14 protein-coding genes and 1 pseudogene are annotated in these 20,125 nt (G+C 66.6%); 6 read left to right on the top strand and 9 right to left on the bottom strand.

Translation table 11 applies throughout. The features are described from left to right. The first annotated feature begins 1,159 nt into the window (after positions 1 to 1,159). A complete protein-coding gene (locus tag AB0C25_RS25080; protein WP_357376669.1) occupies positions 1,160 to 3,118 on the top strand; it encodes a hypothetical protein in 1,959 nt (652 codons plus the stop codon). 319 nt (positions 3,119 to 3,437) lie between these two features. Here the strand turns inward: AB0C25_RS25080 and AB0C25_RS25085 are convergent, their stop codons facing one another. The 9 genes from AB0C25_RS25085 to AB0C25_RS25125 form a co-directional block, all read right to left on the bottom strand. Next, a complete protein-coding gene (locus AB0C25_RS25085) occupies positions 3,438 to 4,475 on the bottom strand; it encodes a DUF4238 domain-containing protein (RefSeq protein ID WP_357376670.1) in 1,038 nt (345 codons plus the stop codon). Positions 4,476 to 4,943: 468 nt separating this feature from the next. Continuing rightward, positions 4,944 to 5,345, bottom strand: a complete 402-nt coding sequence (locus AB0C25_RS25090) for a hypothetical protein (protein ID WP_357376671.1) — start codon at positions 5,343 to 5,345, stop codon at positions 4,944 to 4,946. 184 nt (positions 5,346 to 5,529) lie between these two features. Continuing rightward, on the bottom strand, positions 5,530 to 7,167 hold the full coding sequence (locus tag AB0C25_RS25095) for a hypothetical protein (protein WP_357376672.1): 1,638 nt from the start codon (positions 7,165 to 7,167) through the stop codon (positions 5,530 to 5,532). Positions 7,168 to 7,216: 49 nt separating this feature from the next. Next, a complete protein-coding gene (locus AB0C25_RS25100; RefSeq protein WP_357376673.1) occupies positions 7,217 to 7,639 on the bottom strand; it encodes a hypothetical protein in 423 nt (140 codons plus the stop codon). Between the two features lie 81 nt (positions 7,640 to 7,720). Beyond that, on the bottom strand, positions 7,721 to 8,854 hold the full coding sequence (locus AB0C25_RS25105) for a DUF932 domain-containing protein (protein WP_357376674.1): 1,134 nt from the start codon (positions 8,852 to 8,854) through the stop codon (positions 7,721 to 7,723). 62 nt (positions 8,855 to 8,916) lie between these two features. Continuing rightward, complete coding sequence (locus tag AB0C25_RS25110; protein ID WP_357376675.1) at positions 8,917 to 9,333, bottom strand: hypothetical protein; 417 nt, start codon at positions 9,331 to 9,333, stop codon at positions 8,917 to 8,919. Between the two features lie 188 nt (positions 9,334 to 9,521). Further along, positions 9,522 to 11,165, bottom strand: coding sequence for a ParB/RepB/Spo0J family partition protein (locus AB0C25_RS25115; RefSeq protein WP_357376687.1), 1,644 nt, complete (start codon positions 11,163 to 11,165; stop codon positions 9,522 to 9,524). A gap of 959 nt (positions 11,166 to 12,124) precedes the next feature. Then, on the bottom strand, positions 12,125 to 12,340 hold the full coding sequence (locus AB0C25_RS25120; RefSeq protein WP_357376676.1) for a hypothetical protein: 216 nt from the start codon (positions 12,338 to 12,340) through the stop codon (positions 12,125 to 12,127). Positions 12,341 to 12,566: 226 nt separating this feature from the next. Further along, positions 12,567 to 13,328, bottom strand: coding sequence for a hypothetical protein (locus tag AB0C25_RS25125; RefSeq protein WP_357376677.1), 762 nt, complete (start codon positions 13,326 to 13,328; stop codon positions 12,567 to 12,569). A gap of 444 nt (positions 13,329 to 13,772) precedes the next feature. On the opposite strand from AB0C25_RS25125, the gene AB0C25_RS25130 reads away from it, so the two are divergent. From AB0C25_RS25130 to AB0C25_RS25150, 5 genes and pseudogenes are all read left to right on the top strand, one after another. After that, positions 13,773 to 14,138, top strand: coding sequence for a hypothetical protein (locus AB0C25_RS25130; RefSeq protein ID WP_357376678.1), 366 nt, complete (start codon positions 13,773 to 13,775; stop codon positions 14,136 to 14,138). Then, positions 14,132 to 14,617 carry a hypothetical protein gene (locus tag AB0C25_RS25135; RefSeq protein ID WP_357376679.1) on the top strand — a complete coding sequence of 162 codons (486 nt, stop codon included), beginning with the start codon at positions 14,132 to 14,134 and terminating at the stop codon, positions 14,615 to 14,617. Before AB0C25_RS25130 ends, AB0C25_RS25135 begins: the two co-directional genes overlap by 7 nt. Positions 14,618 to 14,953: 336 nt before the next feature. Next, positions 14,954 to 16,021 (top strand): annotated as a pseudogene (locus AB0C25_RS25140) (DUF4011 domain-containing protein); the annotation flags it as partial. 1,447 nt (positions 16,022 to 17,468) lie between these two features. Further along, positions 17,469 to 19,013: an AAA domain-containing protein gene (locus AB0C25_RS25145; RefSeq protein ID WP_357376680.1), complete on the top strand. Its 1,545-nt coding sequence runs from the start codon at positions 17,469 to 17,471 to the stop codon at positions 19,011 to 19,013. Beyond that, entirely contained in the window at positions 19,010 to 19,846 is an 837-nt protein-coding gene (locus AB0C25_RS25150; protein WP_357376681.1) for a hypothetical protein, read from the top strand. Before AB0C25_RS25145 ends, AB0C25_RS25150 begins: the two co-directional genes overlap by 4 nt. Positions 19,847 to 20,125 lie beyond the last annotated feature (279 nt).

Genomic DNA, 20,125 nt, shown 5'->3' on the forward strand with positions numbered 1-20,125 from the left:
TGTGTGCGTGGTGATCAGCAGTCGGCCGCCTTGGATCTCGCTGCCGGTGCGAAGCTGCATGAGCAGAGGGATAACGGTCGGGAGAGCGCTGCCTGCCCCACGGATTGGTTCGCTGGGATGCGCTTTGCATCACGGGCTCGGTGCCTGCGGGGCAGCGTCGATCGGCGTCCGACCCCGGTCTGCTTTCAGCGGGCGGGGTCACCGGGTGGGCGATGCTGGCCCGATCCGCCCGGCCGGCCGATCGGCGCAGCCCCGCACGGGCCCCCGGCCGACTTTCGACGATCACGAGCGGCTGCGACGGTGGGCCTTGCGGGGCCAGCTGCGGCCGGTCAGGATCGAGGGCCAGTACGCACACCGGCTGACCGCCGCTGCGGAGCGCGCGAAGGCCCCGCTGCTGCGCCTGCACTCGGTCCAATTCCGGCGAGGGCGGCTTCGGCTGCTATAAGCGCAGGTGCCAGCGCCTGCCATGCCGTCGATCGAAAGCGAGCAGCTCGGAGACCCCTGGGGTGCGCTGTCTACCGCGTCGACTTGATCTGGCCAGTTTCTGCGGTGGTGAGTAGGTAGGTGGGTGGCTGTGGCACCCGTTCGCGCCAGGTTCAGTAGTGCCGGTGTGCCCAGTCGATGAGCAGCGGGGCGGCTGGCCGGTGATGTGGATCTGCCCCACGACCAGTGGTGTGCTCAGGTCGGTGGTTAGGTCGAAGGTCCGGTTCAGGGCGCTGCTGGTCGGCCGATGAGGTTCGCTCTACGCGGATTCGGGTTGTCGAGGTGGAGTAGGTGTCGGCGTACGAGTTGCAGTGCAAACCGCGTAAGCCACCGAGTACACAGCGGCCATCGGCGTCCGTAAGGTCAGCGACGACCTGACAGCCGAGCCGACCTCGTCGCACACCGAGAAGATCGACTACAAAGGGTGATGCATGTCGACCCGGCGGCGTCCGGATCTAGCCGATGAGCGTGCGCCTTGGTTTGATCATGCGGGATGGGCACGGGACCAGGTCGCCGAGCTAACCGGCAACGAGGCGGTGGGTGCAGCGTCGCCGCCCCGACTGGCGCCAACTTGGCATTCGCCCTGTGGCGGCACCGGCGACGATTGTTTCGGTCCGCCTAGAGTCGAGGGAGCCCGAGACCCCTCGACCGGCGTTGAACGCTCGTAAGGATCTTCATGAACGCTGAGACCGCAGACGACCAGCTCACTCCTCGGCTCCGCTACTACGGTGCTGGCGACTTCGCGACATACTGGCAAGTCCACCGAGCGGCCGAGGTAGTTAAGGGGTTTGATCCAGCCGCTCCGCCTGACGAAGTCAACGGCATCTTGGAACTGCACAACGCTCGCCTGTTCGTCGAGGCAGGTTTCATCCCAACGGACGTCATTGAAGACGACCGGAATGCCCTTGTTGTATCTGCCAAACGGATCGGGCGGACCGTCGCGCAGTGGTTCGGCGCCCTAGAGGACGACAACCTCGCCGACATGTTGACGGAAGTCGACTGGCAGTACCGCGAGCACCTCCTCGACCTCCTGGCTGGCCTCGGAGTCTTCGGACGCTGCTCCCAAACAGCGATGCTGACTGCGCTCGACGGGGCGAAGGTTCACATCGGCGACATGCTCACGAGCAAGCGGCTCGTGGAGAACTACGGCGTGACCATCCGGGAGCGACTTCTGGCCGAGCCGGATCGAGCCGAACTCGTGGTCAGGCATCACCTTGGAGGCGAGACGAAGAATGAGATCTTCCTCCCCGCCAACTTCATTCCCGCCGACTCCCGGGCACTGATGGAGGCCTACATTGACAGCGCAGAGCCGAACCCGAACTACTTGAAATTGATCGCGGACGCCCCAATCGACAGCAAGAGCGGGGTGGATGCCAAGTTAGTCGTTAAGGCGAAGCGGCGTTACGCCGCTATGATCGAGGATTTCTTCAAGACGGCTCCCGGTATAAGAACCGGTTGCACCGTTTCCGTGTCATCGACCCAGGTCGAGCCGGTGAAGGCAACGTTAAATAACATGGTGATCGAGTACACTTTCAGCCAGACCTGGTTGGAGGGCACGTTGGACTTCCCGTCCGTGCTGAACAACTTCCAGTTCCTGTTCGAGTTTGCACCACAGGACGGACTGCTGACGCTCCCCGCCTTTAACAGCGAACGCCGTGGGCTTGAACTCGCGATGGGCATGAACGGCGTCAAGGACTACCCGACCGGTCACATTTTCACAGCCAAGGACCGCGCAACGCTACTCCAAACGGCGATGTACCAGCGCTACCTCGGAACGAAGGACATCGACCTTGAGGAGGTGCTCCGCTGGTACTTCGAGGAGCATCTTCTCGCGGAATACGGCATCGCGGGTTTCGTGTTCAGCCCGTCCAGCCGGAAGGCGAACTATCTGGAACGCTGCCGGAACCTGTTCGCTGAAATGGAGTCCATCGCGACGCAGTTCGGGCTGCTTGTCGAGGACAGCGAAATCGACCATGACGTAGCCGCCGCAGGGGCCGATCTGGTCCGATACCGGACTATCCCTAGCGCACTGGAAGGCAAGTACGCCTACGCGACCAACGACCCTGAAATCCGCACGATCCTGCACACCCTGTTCTCGGATCAGTCACACCTGGCTTACATTAACGAGGATGTCCGCGGTGAAAACTTCGTCGACTTGCTGCGGCAGAACAAGGTCTCGTACGAATCGCTGCACGAATACCAACAGCCCTTCGTCGAGAAGCTCATCGACCACGGGGTCGTTGAGAACACAAGCGACCGCATCCGACTCAAGGATTCCGACTTGTTCCACATACTACAGTCGCTCAACGACAACGAGGCCGTCGCCTACCACCATCTGAACACGAGGTGTCGTGCGCACGTTGACAGGATGGTGGACGCTGAGTGGCTCGTCAGGCGCTCGTCGTTGCTCGCCGAGGCCGAGGCCGCCTACTTCAACTACAATCTAAACTCAGCCGACTTCAGTAACGGTCCGAAACTCCGCAATAAGTACCAGCACGGTATCCAACCCAAGGGCAACGGCGAAGCCCAGCATCGGCAGACCTACTACAGCGCACTGCGACTGATGGTCGCTCTGACCATCAAGATTAACGACGAGTTCTGGCTTCTTGACGTGGCAAGAATGCGGCGGGCCTGACGGGTTGTTGGAACACGGCCATGAACGATGGACTTGCTATGCAGGTCTACCCAGGGGATCCGATTCCCACCTAGGGGCGCTTGTCACCCGCGTGATTCCGCCGCTAGAGCTATAGAGCTGAAGCAGGCGTCGGCTGCAAACGCACTCTTCTGCCGCGCAGCGTGCGTGCTGACCAATCGAGGCAATCACGTTGGGTAGCGGCCTCTGCGTCGGGCGGGCATCCTGAACTGCCGAGTTGAGTTCGTCCGACCACGCGGTCGAATGGACGACCGAGGCGCGCCTACCCGCTTCTGCCTATTTTCTCTTAACGCACTCACCACTACTTCCGCTTCGGCTTGCGCCGTCGCGCGGTCGTCCGGTTCTTGAGGGGCTTGTTGGCCCCATCGGGAAGAATCATGTTCGCGGGGGCGGTCACTTGGTAGAGCGGCGTGTCGACAAGCCGCTCAGCATCGACGTCAGGTTGCTTTGGATGAAGAAAGATGTTTTGGTATGCATTGTGAGCCGCGTAAGCGTTAACTGTCTCTGCAGTTGAGGCCGACGCAGGAAACCGCACCGGAATTGGGTGCGGTTCCAAGGCGAGGATGAGCAGCATGGACGGGTTGAGCGGAAACCAGACTTCGTCGGCGTCAAGGAACCCGTAGCCCCGGATAGGGCTACGGTTCTCCTTGTAAAGCATGACCGGCTCGTCGCAGGTGATGAGGATGGGCTCCTCGAAAACGCCGAGGTACCAGTGACGGCACATAAGGTGTTGGAAGATGCGCTCCGCCAGCTTGCCCATCATGCGAACGTGTTCGTTCGGGTCCGGAACGAATTCGTATTCATGCAGATTCGCCACAAACTCTTCCATCTCGGCGATCTGCTCCGTATTCGCTTCCCCGACCCGTCTTTCGAGTAAGCTCCTAATGGCCTCGCTGTCGAGCCCTGAGTACTGAAACTTCATGTAGAAGTCGGTTTGGGTCTCGATCTCTCTGCGCCGACGCTTACCCCGCACCTTCTGAAAGGCGATAAGGGTGGCGATCTTGTGCCGGTCATCGGGCGGCGGCGGAAACTGGCCGAAGACCGGGTGCGTGATTCTGCTAATTGCGGCTGAGGCGTCGGCTTCGATCACTCCTAGCGCCTGCTCCATGTGGCCGGCCGGGTTGCCATCAGAATCGATGAAGGTGTAAAAGTCGGTCTCGGCGCTGGCTGTCTTGGGGACGGTTCTGTATCGACGACCTCCCGGCTTCTCGACAACATCTATGTGACCGCCAGCGTCTGCCCAGTATTCGAGGTAGAAACGGGGTACGGTGTGGTGCCGCGCGCCCACGAAATGGTTGGGATCGCCTGGGATAGGCCATTTCTCGACGTCGCTCGCCATCTGCTCGTGAGCTCCCACTGAGTGGATTTGGTTGGCGGCACCAGGGAGCCGCATCGTTGGCTGCATAACCTCGATCATCTCGATGATGCCGCTCTATGGGCACCCGGGCAACCCGATTGCTCGGCGGCAACGTTCCTGCGCCCAGTGGCCTACGCCGTCGGTGTCGCGCTCACGGCAACGTGCAGGCCGCCGCCTTCGTGAAGTACATCCGAACTTTTCAGGATCCGCTCCCTTGTCGGTCGGCGCGAGCGACTCGCGGCAGAGTGCTCCGCCTCCCGGCCTCTGCACAGTTGGCGTACACGACTCTGCACTGGAACCCGTACGCCGACAGTAGGCCGTACGCGGTCGACGACGTGGTGACATCGAGGGGCAGGGTGTCCCGGGGTTCCGAGGCGATCAGAGCCCTGGCTGCGTCGATGTCGAAGACCCATGGCCCGAAGTGGAACCCCTGCTCTGGTCGGCCGCCGGTCACCGGCTGTTTCCCTTCTCGGTGAGGCGGGTGTAGATGGCTATGCAGCGAAGGATCAGCTCGTGCGGCGGCAGGGTGAGCAGTCGTTGTTGGTTGTCGGGGCGGAGCCGGTCCCAGATGAGGATGGTGACGCTGGCTGACCACAGGTCAACCAAGACGCCGCTGATCTTGGCGTGTTGCCGGCTGGCGACGATCTGACGCAGCGTGTCGATGAGGGCGGGGTCGTCGGGCCGGTGGTTGGCGTCGTCGGGTCGGGCGGCTTCGGGGAGCAGGGTGTAGCAGTCTTCGCAGGTGTAGCCGGTGCGAGGTGGGGCGTCGGTCTCCCATCGAAGAACGACGGCGGCGGGTACGCCGCACACCGACTGGCGCGGGTCGCGGGGGTGGCGGATGTGGCCGCTCATCGGCAGCCCTTCCGGTCTGGTCGAAGTGGGGTGAAGGTCGGGCATCGCAGTGCTTCTCCTGGAGGCTGTTTGGGGACTTCGTGCTGTCGCGGCGGCGGGCATCGCTCATCGCCCTGGGCCACGTGGAGGGTGAGAGGCGTCGGTCGGCGAGACGCTGGCCGGGCACCGGGGACCAAGGGCTTGCCTAGTCCTGCGGTGGCGGGAGGACTGCCGCGTCGTTGATCGGTCCGTCGGCCCTGAGCGCCGCGAGGAGCGCCGTGGCGCGGTCGGTAGAAACGCGGACCCCATCGGTGCGTAGCCCTTTGATCAGGACCGACCGGGACAGCGTCACGCCGTGAGCGCTCAGGCGGTCCGCGACTCGACGCCCGGGGTCCATCAGGTCCCTAACGTCGGGGACCGGCCGTGGCCGTAGCCGGTCGGCCCCGTCCCGCGAGGGCATCTCGCGCGGAGCCGGTCCGCTGTCGCCGATGCTCCGGACCCCGACCCGGTCGTCCGCCTCGACGGTCGATGCTGCGACGGTGTCCCTGGAAATCGAGGGCGAGGTGGAGGTCCGCTGCGAAGACCCCCCAGAGTTGATTTGGTCCGGGAGATCGTGGCCTTGGTCCTGTTCACCACTGTCCGTGTCGACTGCGGTCCGGTCCTGCGTCGGGGCCGTCCGCTCTGTCGGTTCCGGCCCTGCGGATAGCGCAGAGTCCGGGGCCGGCCGGGTCCGGACCTGCACCGGGAACGCTTGCCCTGAAGCAAACGTGGGGTCCAGCTCCGTACAGGCGCGGTCCTGTGGTGATGAGGACTGGTCCGGGACCTGTCCCGTCTCGTGGTGGACCTTCGGGTGGGGCAGGGCGGGGAGCGGGCGGCTGGTCCCGTGTTCGGCGAGCCAGGTCAGTTGCGCGAGGACGGCGCCGGTGTCGCCCCGTCGTGCGGCGGCGCGGACCGTGCGGCGTGCCAGCCGGCGGACCTGGTTGCGCCTCGCGGCGGTCCGCCGGGCCTGTCGTTCAGATGCGGCCCGCTGCAGGAGGTAGGCGGCGCGAGGGCTGACACGGTCGCGGACATCGACGGACCAGGCTGCAGCGGTGCTGGGCAGGTATCGGAGCCAGCGGCGCCACCCGAACGCGGCCGGCGGATCGGGTAGGAGCCTGCGGCGGCGCAGTTCCACGCGGTGTCGGGCACCGCTGCGGATCTCCCAGACCACGATCCCGGCGAGGGACAGGACGGCGAGGAGCCCGGCGCCGACGCGGCTGGCATGTTGGTGGCCGAGGTAGTTGATGCCGGCGGCGGTAGCGGCGCAGAGCCAGGTCAGGGCGCGCGGGGTGCGGGCGGCTTCCCCAGCGAGGCGCATCTTCTGCGCGGTCAGCGCCATAACCAGTGCCAGACCCTCGATCGCGACGGCGACGACGATCCCAACGAGCATCGGCCAGCCGCGGGCTTGGGCTGCGGTGATCTGTCCGTAGACGGCGCCACCGACGGCCAGCAGGTACATGGTGGCGGCGTAGACGTCATCGGCGTGCCCCCGCACGTACCCGACGAGCGAAGCGGCTCGGTGCCGCCAACGCGCTGCCCGCTGCCGGGCGGCGCGGGCGCGGGCCTCGCGGCGGGCCCGCTGATCGGCGGCTCTCTCCTCGGCCTCGCGGCGCTGGGTGGCGCGGGTCTGGGCGGCGAGGTGCTGCTGCCGCTCTGCTGCCTGGAGTTGACGCTGCATCGCGGCGTCAGCGGCGGCGATCCTCGCCTCCTCGGCGGCCTGGGCCTGCTGGGCGGAGAGGACCTGGCGGGCCAGTCGCCGGTCGCGGCTCGCCAGGTGCGCGACGGCCTCCAGGTCGACGCTCACCGGCCCCGCCCTCTCTCGCCAACGGCATCGCGGTAGCTGTCGAGGGGAGTCACCGCGGCCCCTGCGCGGGGAAGTCCGCCAGGGTGCCGCGGACGATGGTCGTCGGGTGGTGGGCGCGGGCGAGGAGTTCGTAGACCAGGTGCGGGTGGCCGCCGGCGAGACGGAACCCGACCTCATCGCAGGCCGCGCCGCGAACCGGCCGCCGGACCTCGCCGGGTGCCTGGACAGCGATGACCCACGTACGCGCCCGGTCGTTGTCGTAGGTCAGCTGATATACGGCCCCGTCGTCGCCGACCACGGTGAGCAGCGCAGGTCCGTCCGTGGTGAACAGGATTCGGTCGACGCGGGCAGGACCGTGCGCCAGGGCCGCGCCGACGGCGAGACGGAACTGCATCCCTTCCATGATCACGAACGGCTCCGCGTCCTGCTGTCGGGCGTCGTCGGATCGGGGGCGAGGAGATGTGTGGTTCATGAGGATGGCTCCTGGGCGAATACACGGCGCGCCCGGACCTGCGGATGGGTCCGGGCGCGCGAATGTGCGAGAGAGGTGGTTTCAGGCGGTGGTGGCGGCGAGGTGCAGGGCCTGGATGGCCGTGGCCTCGAGACCGTGGGCGGCGTCAGCGTCGGAAAGGGTCTGGGCGACGGAGGTGACGGCGTGCATGACCCCACCGGCGGTGGGGTCGGCGCCAGCGATGAAGTGGGTGAGGATGTCGCGTTGCTGGTCCTCGGAGTACTTCAAGCGTTGCCCGACGATCTTGAGGGTGGTGTTGGGGTCGGTGATGGGGGTGCCGGCGGCGTTGTCGAGTTCGCGCAGAACCTCGGCGATGTAGTCGGCGTCGAGGAAGGCGGTGACCGCGTCGGTGGTGCGGGAGGTGATCAGGTCGAGGGTGCGGCGGGTGGTCTCCTCGGAGGCGGTGACGACCCCGTCTCCGCCGGTCATGCGGGAGCCGATGTGGGTACGACGCAGGGCGTTGCGGCGGATGACCATGCCGTTGCGGCACACCTCGAAGCGCACCCACGGAGCGATGCTGAACGCACCCGCCCCGGTCTCCGAGTTCGAGATCAGGAACCCGGCTGAGACGATCGGCAGTTCGGAGCCGGCCCGCCCGTCGAACGGGGACCGGTAGCGGGCCAGCAGGCGGGGCGCGGCGACCTGCACCTGAGGGGAGTAGACCCGCAGGTACATCCGCCGGTCGGTCAAGTCGCAGCCGGCGAACTGGACCCGCACGTTCGCGCGCCGGATCCCGTCGAGAGCGGCGAAAAGGACATCGAGGTTGTCGATGCGGTGGTACCGGTCGGACAGAACCGCCCGCACAATGCCACCGCCGGTGTCATTGCGCAGGCAGCGGATGAGGAAGCTGCGGGGGTCGCGGGCAAGCCAGCCGTTGACGTTGTGGTCGAACAGGTCGGGGTGTTCGGCGGCGAGACGCCGCAGGTACGCGACGGGGATGCCGAGCTTGTCGGCGAGCCCGGCGGTGGCGACATCGTTGACTGTGTACGTGCCGGAGGTCATCGTCACCCCCTCCGGGCCGAGCTGCGGCTCGGTGCCGTCCAGGACGAGGTTGCCGGCGACGGCGCGCATCCGCCCGGCGCCGGCCTTGACGTCCAAGGCCCGGGTGGACTGGTCAGTGAGCATGCGGCGTAGCTGGTCGAGGTCGACGTTGCGGTGCGCCGGAACAGTGATCATCGAAGACATGAGGGATGGATCCCTTCGAGAAGAGTCTGGAGATGGGGAGTTCGTTGAGGGGGTCAGCGGCCGGCGTCAGCGGCGGTCATGACGGCCAGGCGTAGTCGCTCCCACTGCTCGGGCCCGAGGGTGCCGAGCGCGCGGGCCTCGTCGAGGAGGTCCAGGGCGACGGCGGTGTCGCCGGCGGTGAACGCGGCGTCGGCGGCGCGGAACGCCACTTCGCCCTGCTCGCGGCGCAGCTCTCGCCATCGCGCGGGGTTGCGGGCCGGCCCAGCCTGAATCAGCACCTCGGGATGGGTCCGGGCATGGGCGTAGATCCACTCCCACTCGGCGGGGGTGGCGTTGACGATCTCGGCGACGTACCGGCAGCCGTCGCCGGTGACCCGGTGATAGCCGGGTCCGTACTCCTCGAACGCCAGCAGGATCTCCCGCTGGCGGATCAGCACCAGACGGCGCTCAGGGTCATCGACCTCGGACACCAAGTCGGCGTCAGTGGACACGGGGCTCCAATCGGAAATGTCGAGAGCTGGCGCGGTGAGTGACTTCGCTCCGCTGCGGAGTCGGGTTGGCACGCGAGTCGGCGGGGGCCTACGCGCAGTGCGTGGACCCCCGCCGATAGCGGATCTTCAGATCAGGACTCGCCGCTCACGGGCTCGTCGTCAAAGGTCTACTTCTCGACGTCGGCCAGTTCATCGGCGTCCGAGAGGCCATCGGCCTCGGGGCCCGCTGCCTCGGGCTCCGTCGCCTCGGGCTCGGGCTCCTGCGCGGTGTGCGGTGCGGCGAGCACGTCGTCGTCAGCGACGCCGTCGGCCTGCTCGGTCTCCGCATCGACATCGCCGAAATCGGGATCATCGGCGTCTGCGGCCGTGGACTCGTCGGTGTCTTCGTCGTTGGGCAGATCGTCCTGCGGGTCACGGCCCAGCGAATCCCGCAGCGTCTTCTCCGCCTCGGAGAGGGTGTAGCCGTCGGCGACGAGCTGGTCGAGCCACGCCACTGCCGCCTCGTCATCCAACGCCCACGTCTCATCGCGGGCCGCGTAGCCGAGGTTGCGTTCCTGGACGCAGATCCACTGCGCCACCAGGCAGCGGCGCAGCTTGTCCTCCCGAGCCATCGCGGCTGCGGCACCGTCTACGCCACCAAGAGTTGCGTACAGGCCGTCGACGTCGTGGAACCGCAGCCCGTCCACGACGGTGGCCCGAATCGCCTCTAGGAAGAGCCGCTTCACCGCCCGCGCCGACCCGTATGCGGTGCGGTAGAACTCCCGCCGTACCTCCGCCGCGACTGTCAGACCAGCGAGGTACTCGGCGCGGGCCTGCTCGGCTGCCTCCCGGCGGGCACGTTCCTCTTCCGTGACGCCCCGACGACTGCCGTAGCTCAGGCGCTGGTAGCCATACCGGTCCGGCTCCGCACAGTAGAAAGTCGTCTGGGCATGGTCGCCGATCTTCTCAACGAACGCTGCGAGCCCCGCCAACGTGGGAAACATCTCTGGGTCGAGCGGGTTGCCGTTGGCGTCGGCGAGTTGCGTGGCGGCCACGGCCGTACCGCTGTAGGGGTAGCCCTTCGGCTTGGACGTCACCTTCACCCCGGCGAGCACCAACTCCGCCTTCGCCCGCTCCTTCGCCGCCGCGAAGGTCCGCTTCGAGCGCTCGGCGGCGATGGCGTGCCGGAATCCCCAACTCGACCCGGTGCCCTTCAGGATTCGATCCAGGGCAGCCGGATCCTCGGTGAATTCGGTGAGCGCGGAGGCGTCTTCCAGTGTCAGGGTGCCGGCGTCGGCGGCTCCGCGCGCCGCCTGCGGCAACTCCCGCAGCTTCAAGGTTTGCTTCACCTTGGCCGTCGGGATCGCCCGCACGGTGGCGATCTGCTCGGGCGACCAGTCCAGCAACGTCAGCTGGTGGAACGCCTCAGCCTCCTCGGTGGGGGTCAGCCCCACCCGGTGGCCGTTCTCGGCGAGCTGCGCGACGATCTGCGCCGCAGCACCTTCGTCGGAGGCGACCCATACCGGGACCTGCTCCATGCCGAGCTCGATCGCCGCGTACTTTCGGCGATGCCCGATGATCAACTGAAACGCGTTCGGCTGGTCCGGAGCCGGGATGGCTACCAACGGGCAGAGGACTCCTACAACCGTCATCGAGGCAGTCAGGTCGCTCAGGTCACCGACGTCCGTGCGGAGGTTACGCGGGTTATCGACCAGGTCACGAGGGTCGAGGTACTGGGCCCGGAGCATAGGGCCCGCAGGGTCCGCAGAGGCTGTGGCCTCGGCGATGCTGATTTCGTCCGATCCGGGTCGGGACAACAGAGTGGTCGTCATTACAGAGAACGTCCTTCCAAACCAAAAGGACGCCCTACCCGGCGCGGGAACGGCCGGGTGGGCGGTGCTGGCCCGATCCGCCCGGCCGGCCGATCGGCGCAGCCCCACACAGGCCCACCCCACGCTCGGTACGACGCGCAGACGCGGCTGCGCCGGGTGGGCCTTGAGGGGCCAGCCGCGGTCGGTCAGGATCGAGGGTCAGTAACCGCACCCGCGGCCTCCCGCCCGAGAGCAGGTCAACGTCGACGACGAAGCTGCGCGAAGGCACGCCGCTATCACCGGGGGTCTGCCGGGCCGAACTTGGGCGCGGTCAGCGGGTGCTACGGTCGGAAGGCGGACCTGCCCCACGTTTGTGGATCGGCAGGTCCTGCTTTTTGAGCCCGCCGCCGCTGACGTGTCCCCGTCGCCCGGGGTGAGTGTCTAACAGCATTGGATGCTGCTGGTCGTTGCTGCGACGCGCGCTAACTCGCAGTGACCCGATTCTGTGCGGAAGGCATACACGAGCTCTGGGAAAAATCCTTGGCCCGATCCGGCGGGCCGGCCGATCGGCGCCGACCCGTACAGGCCCATCCGGCGATACCTGCGAGGCACTGAACGGCTGGGACAGCGGGCCTTGCAGCGGCCAGCCGTGGCCGGCCATGATCGAGGGCCAGCAACCGCAGCCCCGGCCAAACAACGCCAGGCACGCCGACGGGCTCCGTGGTGGTGCGGAACTTGTTCGGGTAGTCGAGGATTTGGGTCCGAAGCGGAGCCCGCCAAACCGTGAGCCCGCTGTGAGCCCGGACGTCTTTGGACGCCGTGACACGTGCGCGTACAGCCGAGGAGCGGCAGGCATGTCCACCTGGACAGATAGACACACCTGCCGATTGCCGATCACCATCAAGTCTGGCTGGCGTCTAACTCATAATCCCTCGGTCGCGGGTTCGAGTCCCGCCCGCCCCACCAGCCGTTCTCCCTGGTCAGCCATGCTGCCGACGATCCGGGCGAACCGCATCGAGGTCTGGCCCGACACCCTCAGGCCGCACTGAGTCCGCAGCAGCACGACCCGCCGCCCGGTCGAGGCGGTCCGCCACCTGGTCCAGGTCGTCCTCGAACAGGTCCGCGTACACGTCCAGCGTCATGGCCGCCGAGGCGTGCCCGAGCATCCGCTGCACCGCCTTGACGTTGGCGCCCACGGCCACCGCCAAGACTGGCCGCCGTGTGCCTCAGCTCGTGCGGCGTCAGGCCGGCGAGACCGATCGACTCCGCAGCCCGATCGAAGACCCGACGACGAAAGTTGTTGTTGCGCAACACGTGCGCTCGTTGCGCACCCTGCTGCCGAACTGGCCGGACAGTGGAGGCTCGATGGTTTCCAACGACCCAGTACCGATCGTCTCCGCCATGATTGCCCGTCAGCGGTCGCTACTTGGTCAGCGGGTTCCGCGTGATCTCGGCGGCCGGCGGAACATCAACCTGCACCTTCGTCCCATACTCGGAGATGGTCAGCTCCGACCGGTCTCCCTGACTGTCACCGGCCGGCTCGCGGAGGTAGGTAAGGCGGGTAAGGCGGCCCTGGCTGTCGACAGTCGCCTCGAACGCAACGGCTCGGTCCTGCGGCCTGTCCTTCAGGCCTTGGGCTGCCGCGAAGTCGAAGTCGCCCCGGAAGTTGCCGGTGCCGGCCCGTTCCGCCCGGACGATGTGATCCAAGGGCTTCAACAGGGCACGAACATCCATCTCGATAAGCCCGTTGCCCCTGGGGTGCCGTGTGAGATCGGTGTACACCCAGGTCTTGCCCTCTTGGACTTTGACCAGCGCGCCGTCCTTTGCGAAACGGGTGTAGACGTCGTGCCCGATCTGACGGGTCTCCGTGGTGACCTTCACCCCGTCCTCCAACACGGACACCGTGAAGACTCGCCAGTTCCTTGATTGGTCTGTCACTCCAACCACGTCACTGAGTTCCTGCCCATCCCCTCGCGTCACCTTTGCAGTCGCTCGAAAGCTCTCGCGGTCCAGCCGGTTGACCGCCTCATGGAGCACGGCTGCGGCATCGTCGTCCCGCTCCGGTGTACACCCGCTCACCGCGCACACGGCCGCAACGACGAGGCCGAGGACAAACCCTTGATACCGACGATTACCTACCACTGCCGAGTCCTTCCCCCGTGAGGTGCCAACCCGGGCACTCATCGGATGACCAGAATTTCCGTCACCTCGGCCACAGGCAGGCGTCAGTGTAGGCGACGACTCGGCGAGGGGTATCCGATTGAATGCGAGGTGATCTACCAGCCGCCAGTGGATCATGTCGTCGCACCCGCGGCCCGCATCAGTCCTCATCCAGTCCTGAAGAGGCCGGACCACGACCACCGACATTGAGAGATGCCGAGAGGTATTTCCGCAGCTAGACGCCTGTCCGCACAGGTCGCCGGCATGGGCAACTTGATTTCATAATCCCTCGGTCGCGGGTTCGAGTCCCGCCCGCCCCGACATCGAGTTCGATGCCGCGAAAAACCAGCGGCACGGCACCCAGGCCACCCGGACGGTCAAAGCGGTGGCGGACGCGGTCCACGGCCACCGGAGCATGCCCGCCCGAGCGATGGTCACCAAGACCGCTGCGCTCGTGGGGCGGTTGCGATGACGACGTCCCTGTACCTCGCCGCCGCCGACCGGATGCTCAGCAGCGTCATCCGCGGAGCCTGGCCCCGGGCGTGCGCCTGGCTGCTTCGCCACGAACTGGAAGCAGCGATGGACCGGTACTGGGCCCGAGTCTGCCCCGAGATCGGACAGACCCGGGTGCAGCGACCGAAACTGCTGCTGCTCGCCCACTACGCCGGCCCCGACCTCGGGCGCCGGGCCAGCTACCTGTGGTGGGCGCTGTCCCGCGCCGGTCACCACCACCACTACGAACTCGGCGTCACCGCAGCCGAGCTGACCCGGCTCCGCGCCGAACTCCTCGACCTCGTCGCGCTCCTTGACCACACGGAGGCCCCGACATGCTGAAGCGAGATCAGGCCATGCTGATCCTCGGCGTTGAGGCGCTGGCCATCGTCGGCGTCGTCTACTACCTCGTCACGCTCGATCTCATCAGCCTTGCCTGGTCGGCGTCGATCGCGATCGCCATCCCGGCCTGGCTGCTTGCCGTGAAGGCGCCGACGACGTGCGGCGTGACCACCCAGAACGGCGGCCGGTGCGGACGAAAGGTCAACGGGGTGATCTTCGGCTGCGGCCGGTCGAACCACACCTGGGCCAAATTCTTGGCCCGCTTCGGTTGGCGTCGCCAGCCAGACCCGAGCAATCGTCAAAGCCGGTCTACCGAGGTCACCGAAGTGGTGACCGTGAAGATCGCCGAGGACTGGAAGAGCACCGTGACATTCTGGCTCGCCCTCACTGCGACGACGTGCGCCCTGGTCAGTGCCACCGTCGATGCCACCAACTTTTTTAACGAGCCGCCGAAGCCGCCGGCCGCCGTCTCCCGCTGACCCTGACTCCCCCACCGATACGTCGAAGATCAAGTCCCGGCGAGGATCGCGCGCTACGGCCTCTTTCGCGCCACGCAACAGCTGTTCGAGTTGGGCTTCAGCTGCGTCAAGCCGCGCGGCGCTGCAACATTTCGGCCTGCTCGATGGGCTGACAAGGCACAGCGGTGCTCCGGGCGCGGAGGTGAAGGTTGCTGAGAGAGGTCGTTCCGATGACGTCGGGTGTCGGAAATCGGATGCATAGATGAACGTGTTATGCGCCCTATCCTGGAGGGCTTTGCCTCGGGCCGACGGCCCGGCGGATCAGCATTGGCGTACGTCGACTGACTTGGAGACGAGATGCTGTTGACCCAACCGGATGTACTCCACCTCGTTCAACAGGCCGCTGGCCGGTGGGCAGACCAACTGATCGACTTCGGCCCGCGCAACACGCTGCTCTACTTCAAGGAGCGACAGACCACCACCCTCGATCTCGCTGACGCGGCTCCCGGCGTGGTCGCCGATCTGCTCCAGGGACAGAAGGTTCGCCTACGGACGCTGTTCCCGGACCAGGATCGGCACAACACCGCCTGCAACACTGCGCGCAGCCTCCGCCGCAAGCTGGTCGAGCTGGAGGAGGAGCAGGGCATTCAGGCTGGTTGGGTGACCCGCGGTCTGCTTTGCATGGTCGGTCCGTACACCCGCGGCTCCGTGCCGATGCAACCGCTGCGGGCGCCGTTGATCCTGCAGCAGCTTGCGCTGGACAGTAGGACGGCGACCGAGAACGACTTCACGCTGGAGCTATCGGAGTCACCCGAGATCAATCCCGTACTCCTGTACGCGCTGGAACGGCAGTACGGCGTGGAGGCGGACATCAGCGTCCTCGGCGAGAAGCTGAGCGCGATGCTGTCCGAGATCGCTGATCCGGACCAGCAGCTCAGTGCCGCCTACGAGCTGATCGCCGAGGCAGCCGCTCCCAGCGGCCTGTCTCTCCGGCTCGAGCCCGCAGTGGTTGCCGGCGTCTTCAGCTTCGACAAGCTCGCCATGGTCAGGGATCTGCGTAACTCGGCCGAGCTGCTGGCATCGCACCCAGTGATCGGCGCGATGGCGGGCGATCGCGACGCTCGGCAACAGTTGCGCACGGAGCAAGCTCAGGGGTCCAGTTCCAGTGCCGATCGGATTGATCCGGCCAAGGAGTTCCTGGTCCACGACGCGGATTCGTCTCAGCAGTCGGCGATCGACGCGGTGCTGTCTGGCCGGCATGTGGTCATCGAGGGTCCACCCGGCACGGGGAAGAGTCAGACGATCGCGAACGTCATCGCGTACATGGCCGCGATGGGCCGCAGCGTGCTGTTCGTCTCCGAGAAGCGGGCCGCGATCGAAGCGGTGATGAACCGCCTTGGCGACGTCGGGCTCGACAATCTGGTGTTCGACCTGCACGACCGCAAGATCAGCAAGCGGCAGGTCGCCCAGCGCATCGCCAACGTCCTCACTCAAGCCGGCGCTGAACCACCCGTCGACACCGACGAACTGCACCGCCGTCTACACAGCCGCCGGGCCGCGGCGAAACGGCACCCGGCCGAGCTGCACGAGGTTCGGCAACCCTGGGGGGTGAGCGCTTTTCAGGTCATCGAGCAGCTCCTCGCGCTCCCGACTCTCGATGTGAGCGGCTACAACTTGCGCGCATCCGAGCTGCGGAACCTCGACCGGTCAAGGCTCGAGTCCGCGCGGGAGGACCTTCGGACGTTCGTGGATCGTGGCGGCCTGAGGATCTGGCGCGGGGAATCGCCGTGGGCGAAGGCCGCCATCCGCACACCAGACGATGTCGGCAAGGTGCTGGTGCATCTCGAAGAACTCGCGGCCGGTGCCCTGCAGGGCGCACAGCGCCAGATCCGGGACTTGGTCGACCGAGCGGGGCTGGACGTGCCGGACGACCTCGCTGCGTGGAAGGATCTGTTCGACCTGCTCAGCGAGGTCGACCGCACCATCGCCAGCTACGGCGAGCAGGTCTTCGGCCCGGATCTGGACGACTTCGTCTATGCAACAGCACCTGGGCGATCCCGGCCGCGCCGCTCAGAGCCGCTCGGGATCTTCCGCCGGTTCCAACTGCGCCGCGAGCTACGGCGGACTTGTCCGGCCGCTCCCCGGAATCGATCCGAGATGTATCAGGGCCTGGTCGCCGCAGTGGACCAGCGTGAGCGGTGGCGGAAGCTCAGCCGTCAAGACAGCGCACCCACTGCTCTGGCGGGTGCCGACCTGTGCATGTCGTCCTTCACGCAGGTACGTAACCACCTCGCCGCGGTGGCGGCATGTGCCCGGATCGACGGCCTTGAGCGTGGGCCGACCACCACCGCGGCCAACACGCTCGCCGAGTTGAACGCCGACCGCGAGACGTTGTTCCTGATGCCCGACCTGAACAAACAGCAGCAGCTGTTCCGCTCGTTGGGACTGAGCCACATGCTCGATGACCTGGCCCACCGGCAGGTCTCAAGCGACGAGGCAGCCGACACTCTGTTGCGCTCCTGGTTGCAGGTGGTCCTCGACGAGATGCGCATGCGGGTCCCGTACCTCGGTCAGTTCGTCGGGCAGCAGCATGCCACGGTGGTCCAGGACTTCCGCGCTGCGGACAGCCGGCACATCGAGATGGCCGCCCGGCACGTGCGCCGCAACGTGGCAGTGAACCTGCGGAAGGCCCGAGACGCCCATCCCGACCAGAACGGCCCTCGTCCGGCGGGAGGCGGCCAAGAAGAGCCGGCACCTCTCTCTCCGGAAGCTGCTCAGCAGCGCACCGGAGGTGCTCCTCGCCGCGTTCCCGTGCTGGGCCATGTCACCACTGGTGGTCAGCCGCATCCTGCCGCCCGAGAGGTCGTTCGACGTGGTGATCTTCGACGAGGCGAGCCAGATCGAGCCGCACGACGCGGTCGCCTCGATCATGCGGGGAACCCAACTCGTCGTGGCCGGCGACCCGAAGCAACTCCCACCCACGCCGTTCTTCCGGCGCCTCGTACAGCAGAGCCCGGCTGGCGAAGACGATGATCTCGGCGACGACAGCCTCGAGGACTACGAGTCCGTTCTTGACGTCCTCGGTGGCCTCATCTCGGACCGGTACCGCTTGACCTGGCACTACCGCAGCCGAGACGAGCGCCTGATCGCATTCTCGAACGTCGAGATCTACAACCGGTCCCTCGTTACGTTCCCCGGCGTGCAGGTCGACAGCCCGCTGCGCTTGGAGACAGTGGACGGCCGTGTCGCCCCCGGGCAGGGCGGTTCATCAACCGAGGAGGTCCACAGAGCGGTCGAGCTGATTCTCGAGCACGCCGAGCAGCGACCAGACGAGAGCCTCGGCGTCATCACCATGGGGCAGAAGCACGCCCTGCGGATTGAAGCGACCCTGCGCAGCCGACGCCGCGAGCATGAGCACCTCGACGACTTCTTCTCGCAGGACCAGGCCGCGAGCCAGCGGTTCTTCATCAAGAGCCTGGAAAACGTCCAGGGCGACGAGCGGGACGCCATCATCCTGAGTATCGGCTACGCCAAGACCAGAGATGGCCGACTTCCGCTGCGCTTCGGACCGCTCAACCAGGAGGGCGGTGAACGGCGCCTCAACGTCGCGGTCACCCGAGCGCGTAGTCGGATGACCGTGGTGAGCGCCTTCTCCCACCACGACATGGACCCGAACCAGACCGCGGCAACACGGAACCGCGGACCCGAACTGCTCCGCCGTTACCTGGAGTTCGTTGACCTAGGCGGCGACCTCGGCGCGCGACAGCACACCGGGGTCGAGCTCAACGGCCTCGAACGCAGCGTGTTGAGCGCTCTTCAGCAGCAGGGCATCAACGCCGTGCCGCAGTGGGGCGTGTCGGGCTACCGCATCGACTTGGCCCTCGCTCACCCGGACCAGCCCGGCCGCATGGTCCTCGCCGTGGAGACCGACGGTCACTCGTACCACCAGGCCCACAGTGCCCGGGATCGGGACCGGCTGCGCCAGCAACACCTGGAGCGGCTCGGGTGGGAGTTCCACCGCATCTGGTCGACCGACTGGTACGTGGACCCGGCAGGCCAGACTGCCCGGCTCGTCGCCCGCTGGAAGCAGGCGGTGGACCGCGCCAACCACGCCGCGAAGAGCCACCCCGTACCTCCGGCACGCCGGCCCGCCGAGCCATCGACGCCGCCGGCGACCCGCCGTGGCCCCCGCCCCGACGTGCCGATCGGTCTGCGGATCACCGAATACACGCGGGAACACCTGGTACAGATCTGCACCTGGCTTGTGAGCGACCAGCTTCAGCGTGATCGGGATGAGCGCCTCCAGGAGGCCATGAGCGAACTTGGCTTCCGCAAGCGCGGCTCAATCATTTTCCAGCGCCTGACCGAAGCACTCGACATCGCGCAGCAGCGCGCCGACCGGGAGGTATCCCGATGATTGCCCTCGACCCGCTCACTCTGGAACGCGTCGCCCGCCTGATCTGCGACGTCGATGGTCCCTACGAGCGGACCGGTACGCAGGTCGAGCGGTTCCTGCGCCGGGTCCGGTGGCCTGGCGATCCGCAGTACGACGGCTCTCCGCGCATCCCCTGGCTGACTGAAGTACTCAATTGCCATGCCGATGACGCCGCCGCCCTCGACCGGCTGCTCTGTCGCATCGGTGATCCGCTGGAGTACGACGGCGGCGTCGAGGCCGCCGAACCGATCGCGCAAGAGCTGAACCGCCTTCTGGCTCCCGAGCAGCTCACCATCACCTACGTCGGCGGGCGCCCTGTGCTCGGTCAGATCAGCCAGAGCAGCGACGTTCCCCTGTACGGGCCGCCGCCGGACCTCCACGAGCGGGTGCGACGACTATCCCCCAACAGCAAGGCGACCGACATCCTCATGGCCCGCGCCGACGAAGCGTCGATCTGCCAGAACAACGGAGCCTACGCACTGGCGATCATCGGCATCGGCAGCTTCGTAGAAGGCCTGCTGCACGTCGTGGTGACTGACCGCGACGAGACCGTGCGCAGGAGCGGCCTGGTCGACCGGAACGGCCGACGGGTTCGGGCCGAACGAGCGGGCCTTCACCTGCTCCTCGAGTACGCGCACCGACAGAAGTGGGTCCAGACCGACGCCAAGGACTTCATGGAGAAGGTCCGGGACTACCGCAACTTCGTCCACCCCCGCCACCAGATCGACTACGGGCTCGTGCCCGATCTGGACACGGTGCGGATGTGCTGGGCACCTGTACACGCGCTCCTCAATGACCTGGAATCCGCACCATGATCAACAGCTCATCTCGGTGACCAGCAAGCAAGCGGATTGACCTCTCCTTGTCCAGATGCCGACCTCGACACCGCCGCTGCTACTCCAGCTTCCGAACCAAGACCAGGTGCTGGAGTGGCAGGCGGAGGTCAGCGGGGCCGCATCGAGCGAGTGCGGCGACGTTTACGGCGGAGCCCTCTCGCCTCTAACTCGAAAATCGAACCGTGCGTAGACACGCGGCAGCATCCCGCGTCGCGAAGCGGCGTGGGATGGGTCGTGGTGTGGCGGTGGTTAGGCGGC

It is taken from the genome of Micromonospora sp. NPDC048839, assembly GCF_040649915.1.
Classification (GTDB): domain Bacteria; phylum Actinomycetota; class Actinomycetes; order Mycobacteriales; family Micromonosporaceae; genus Micromonospora.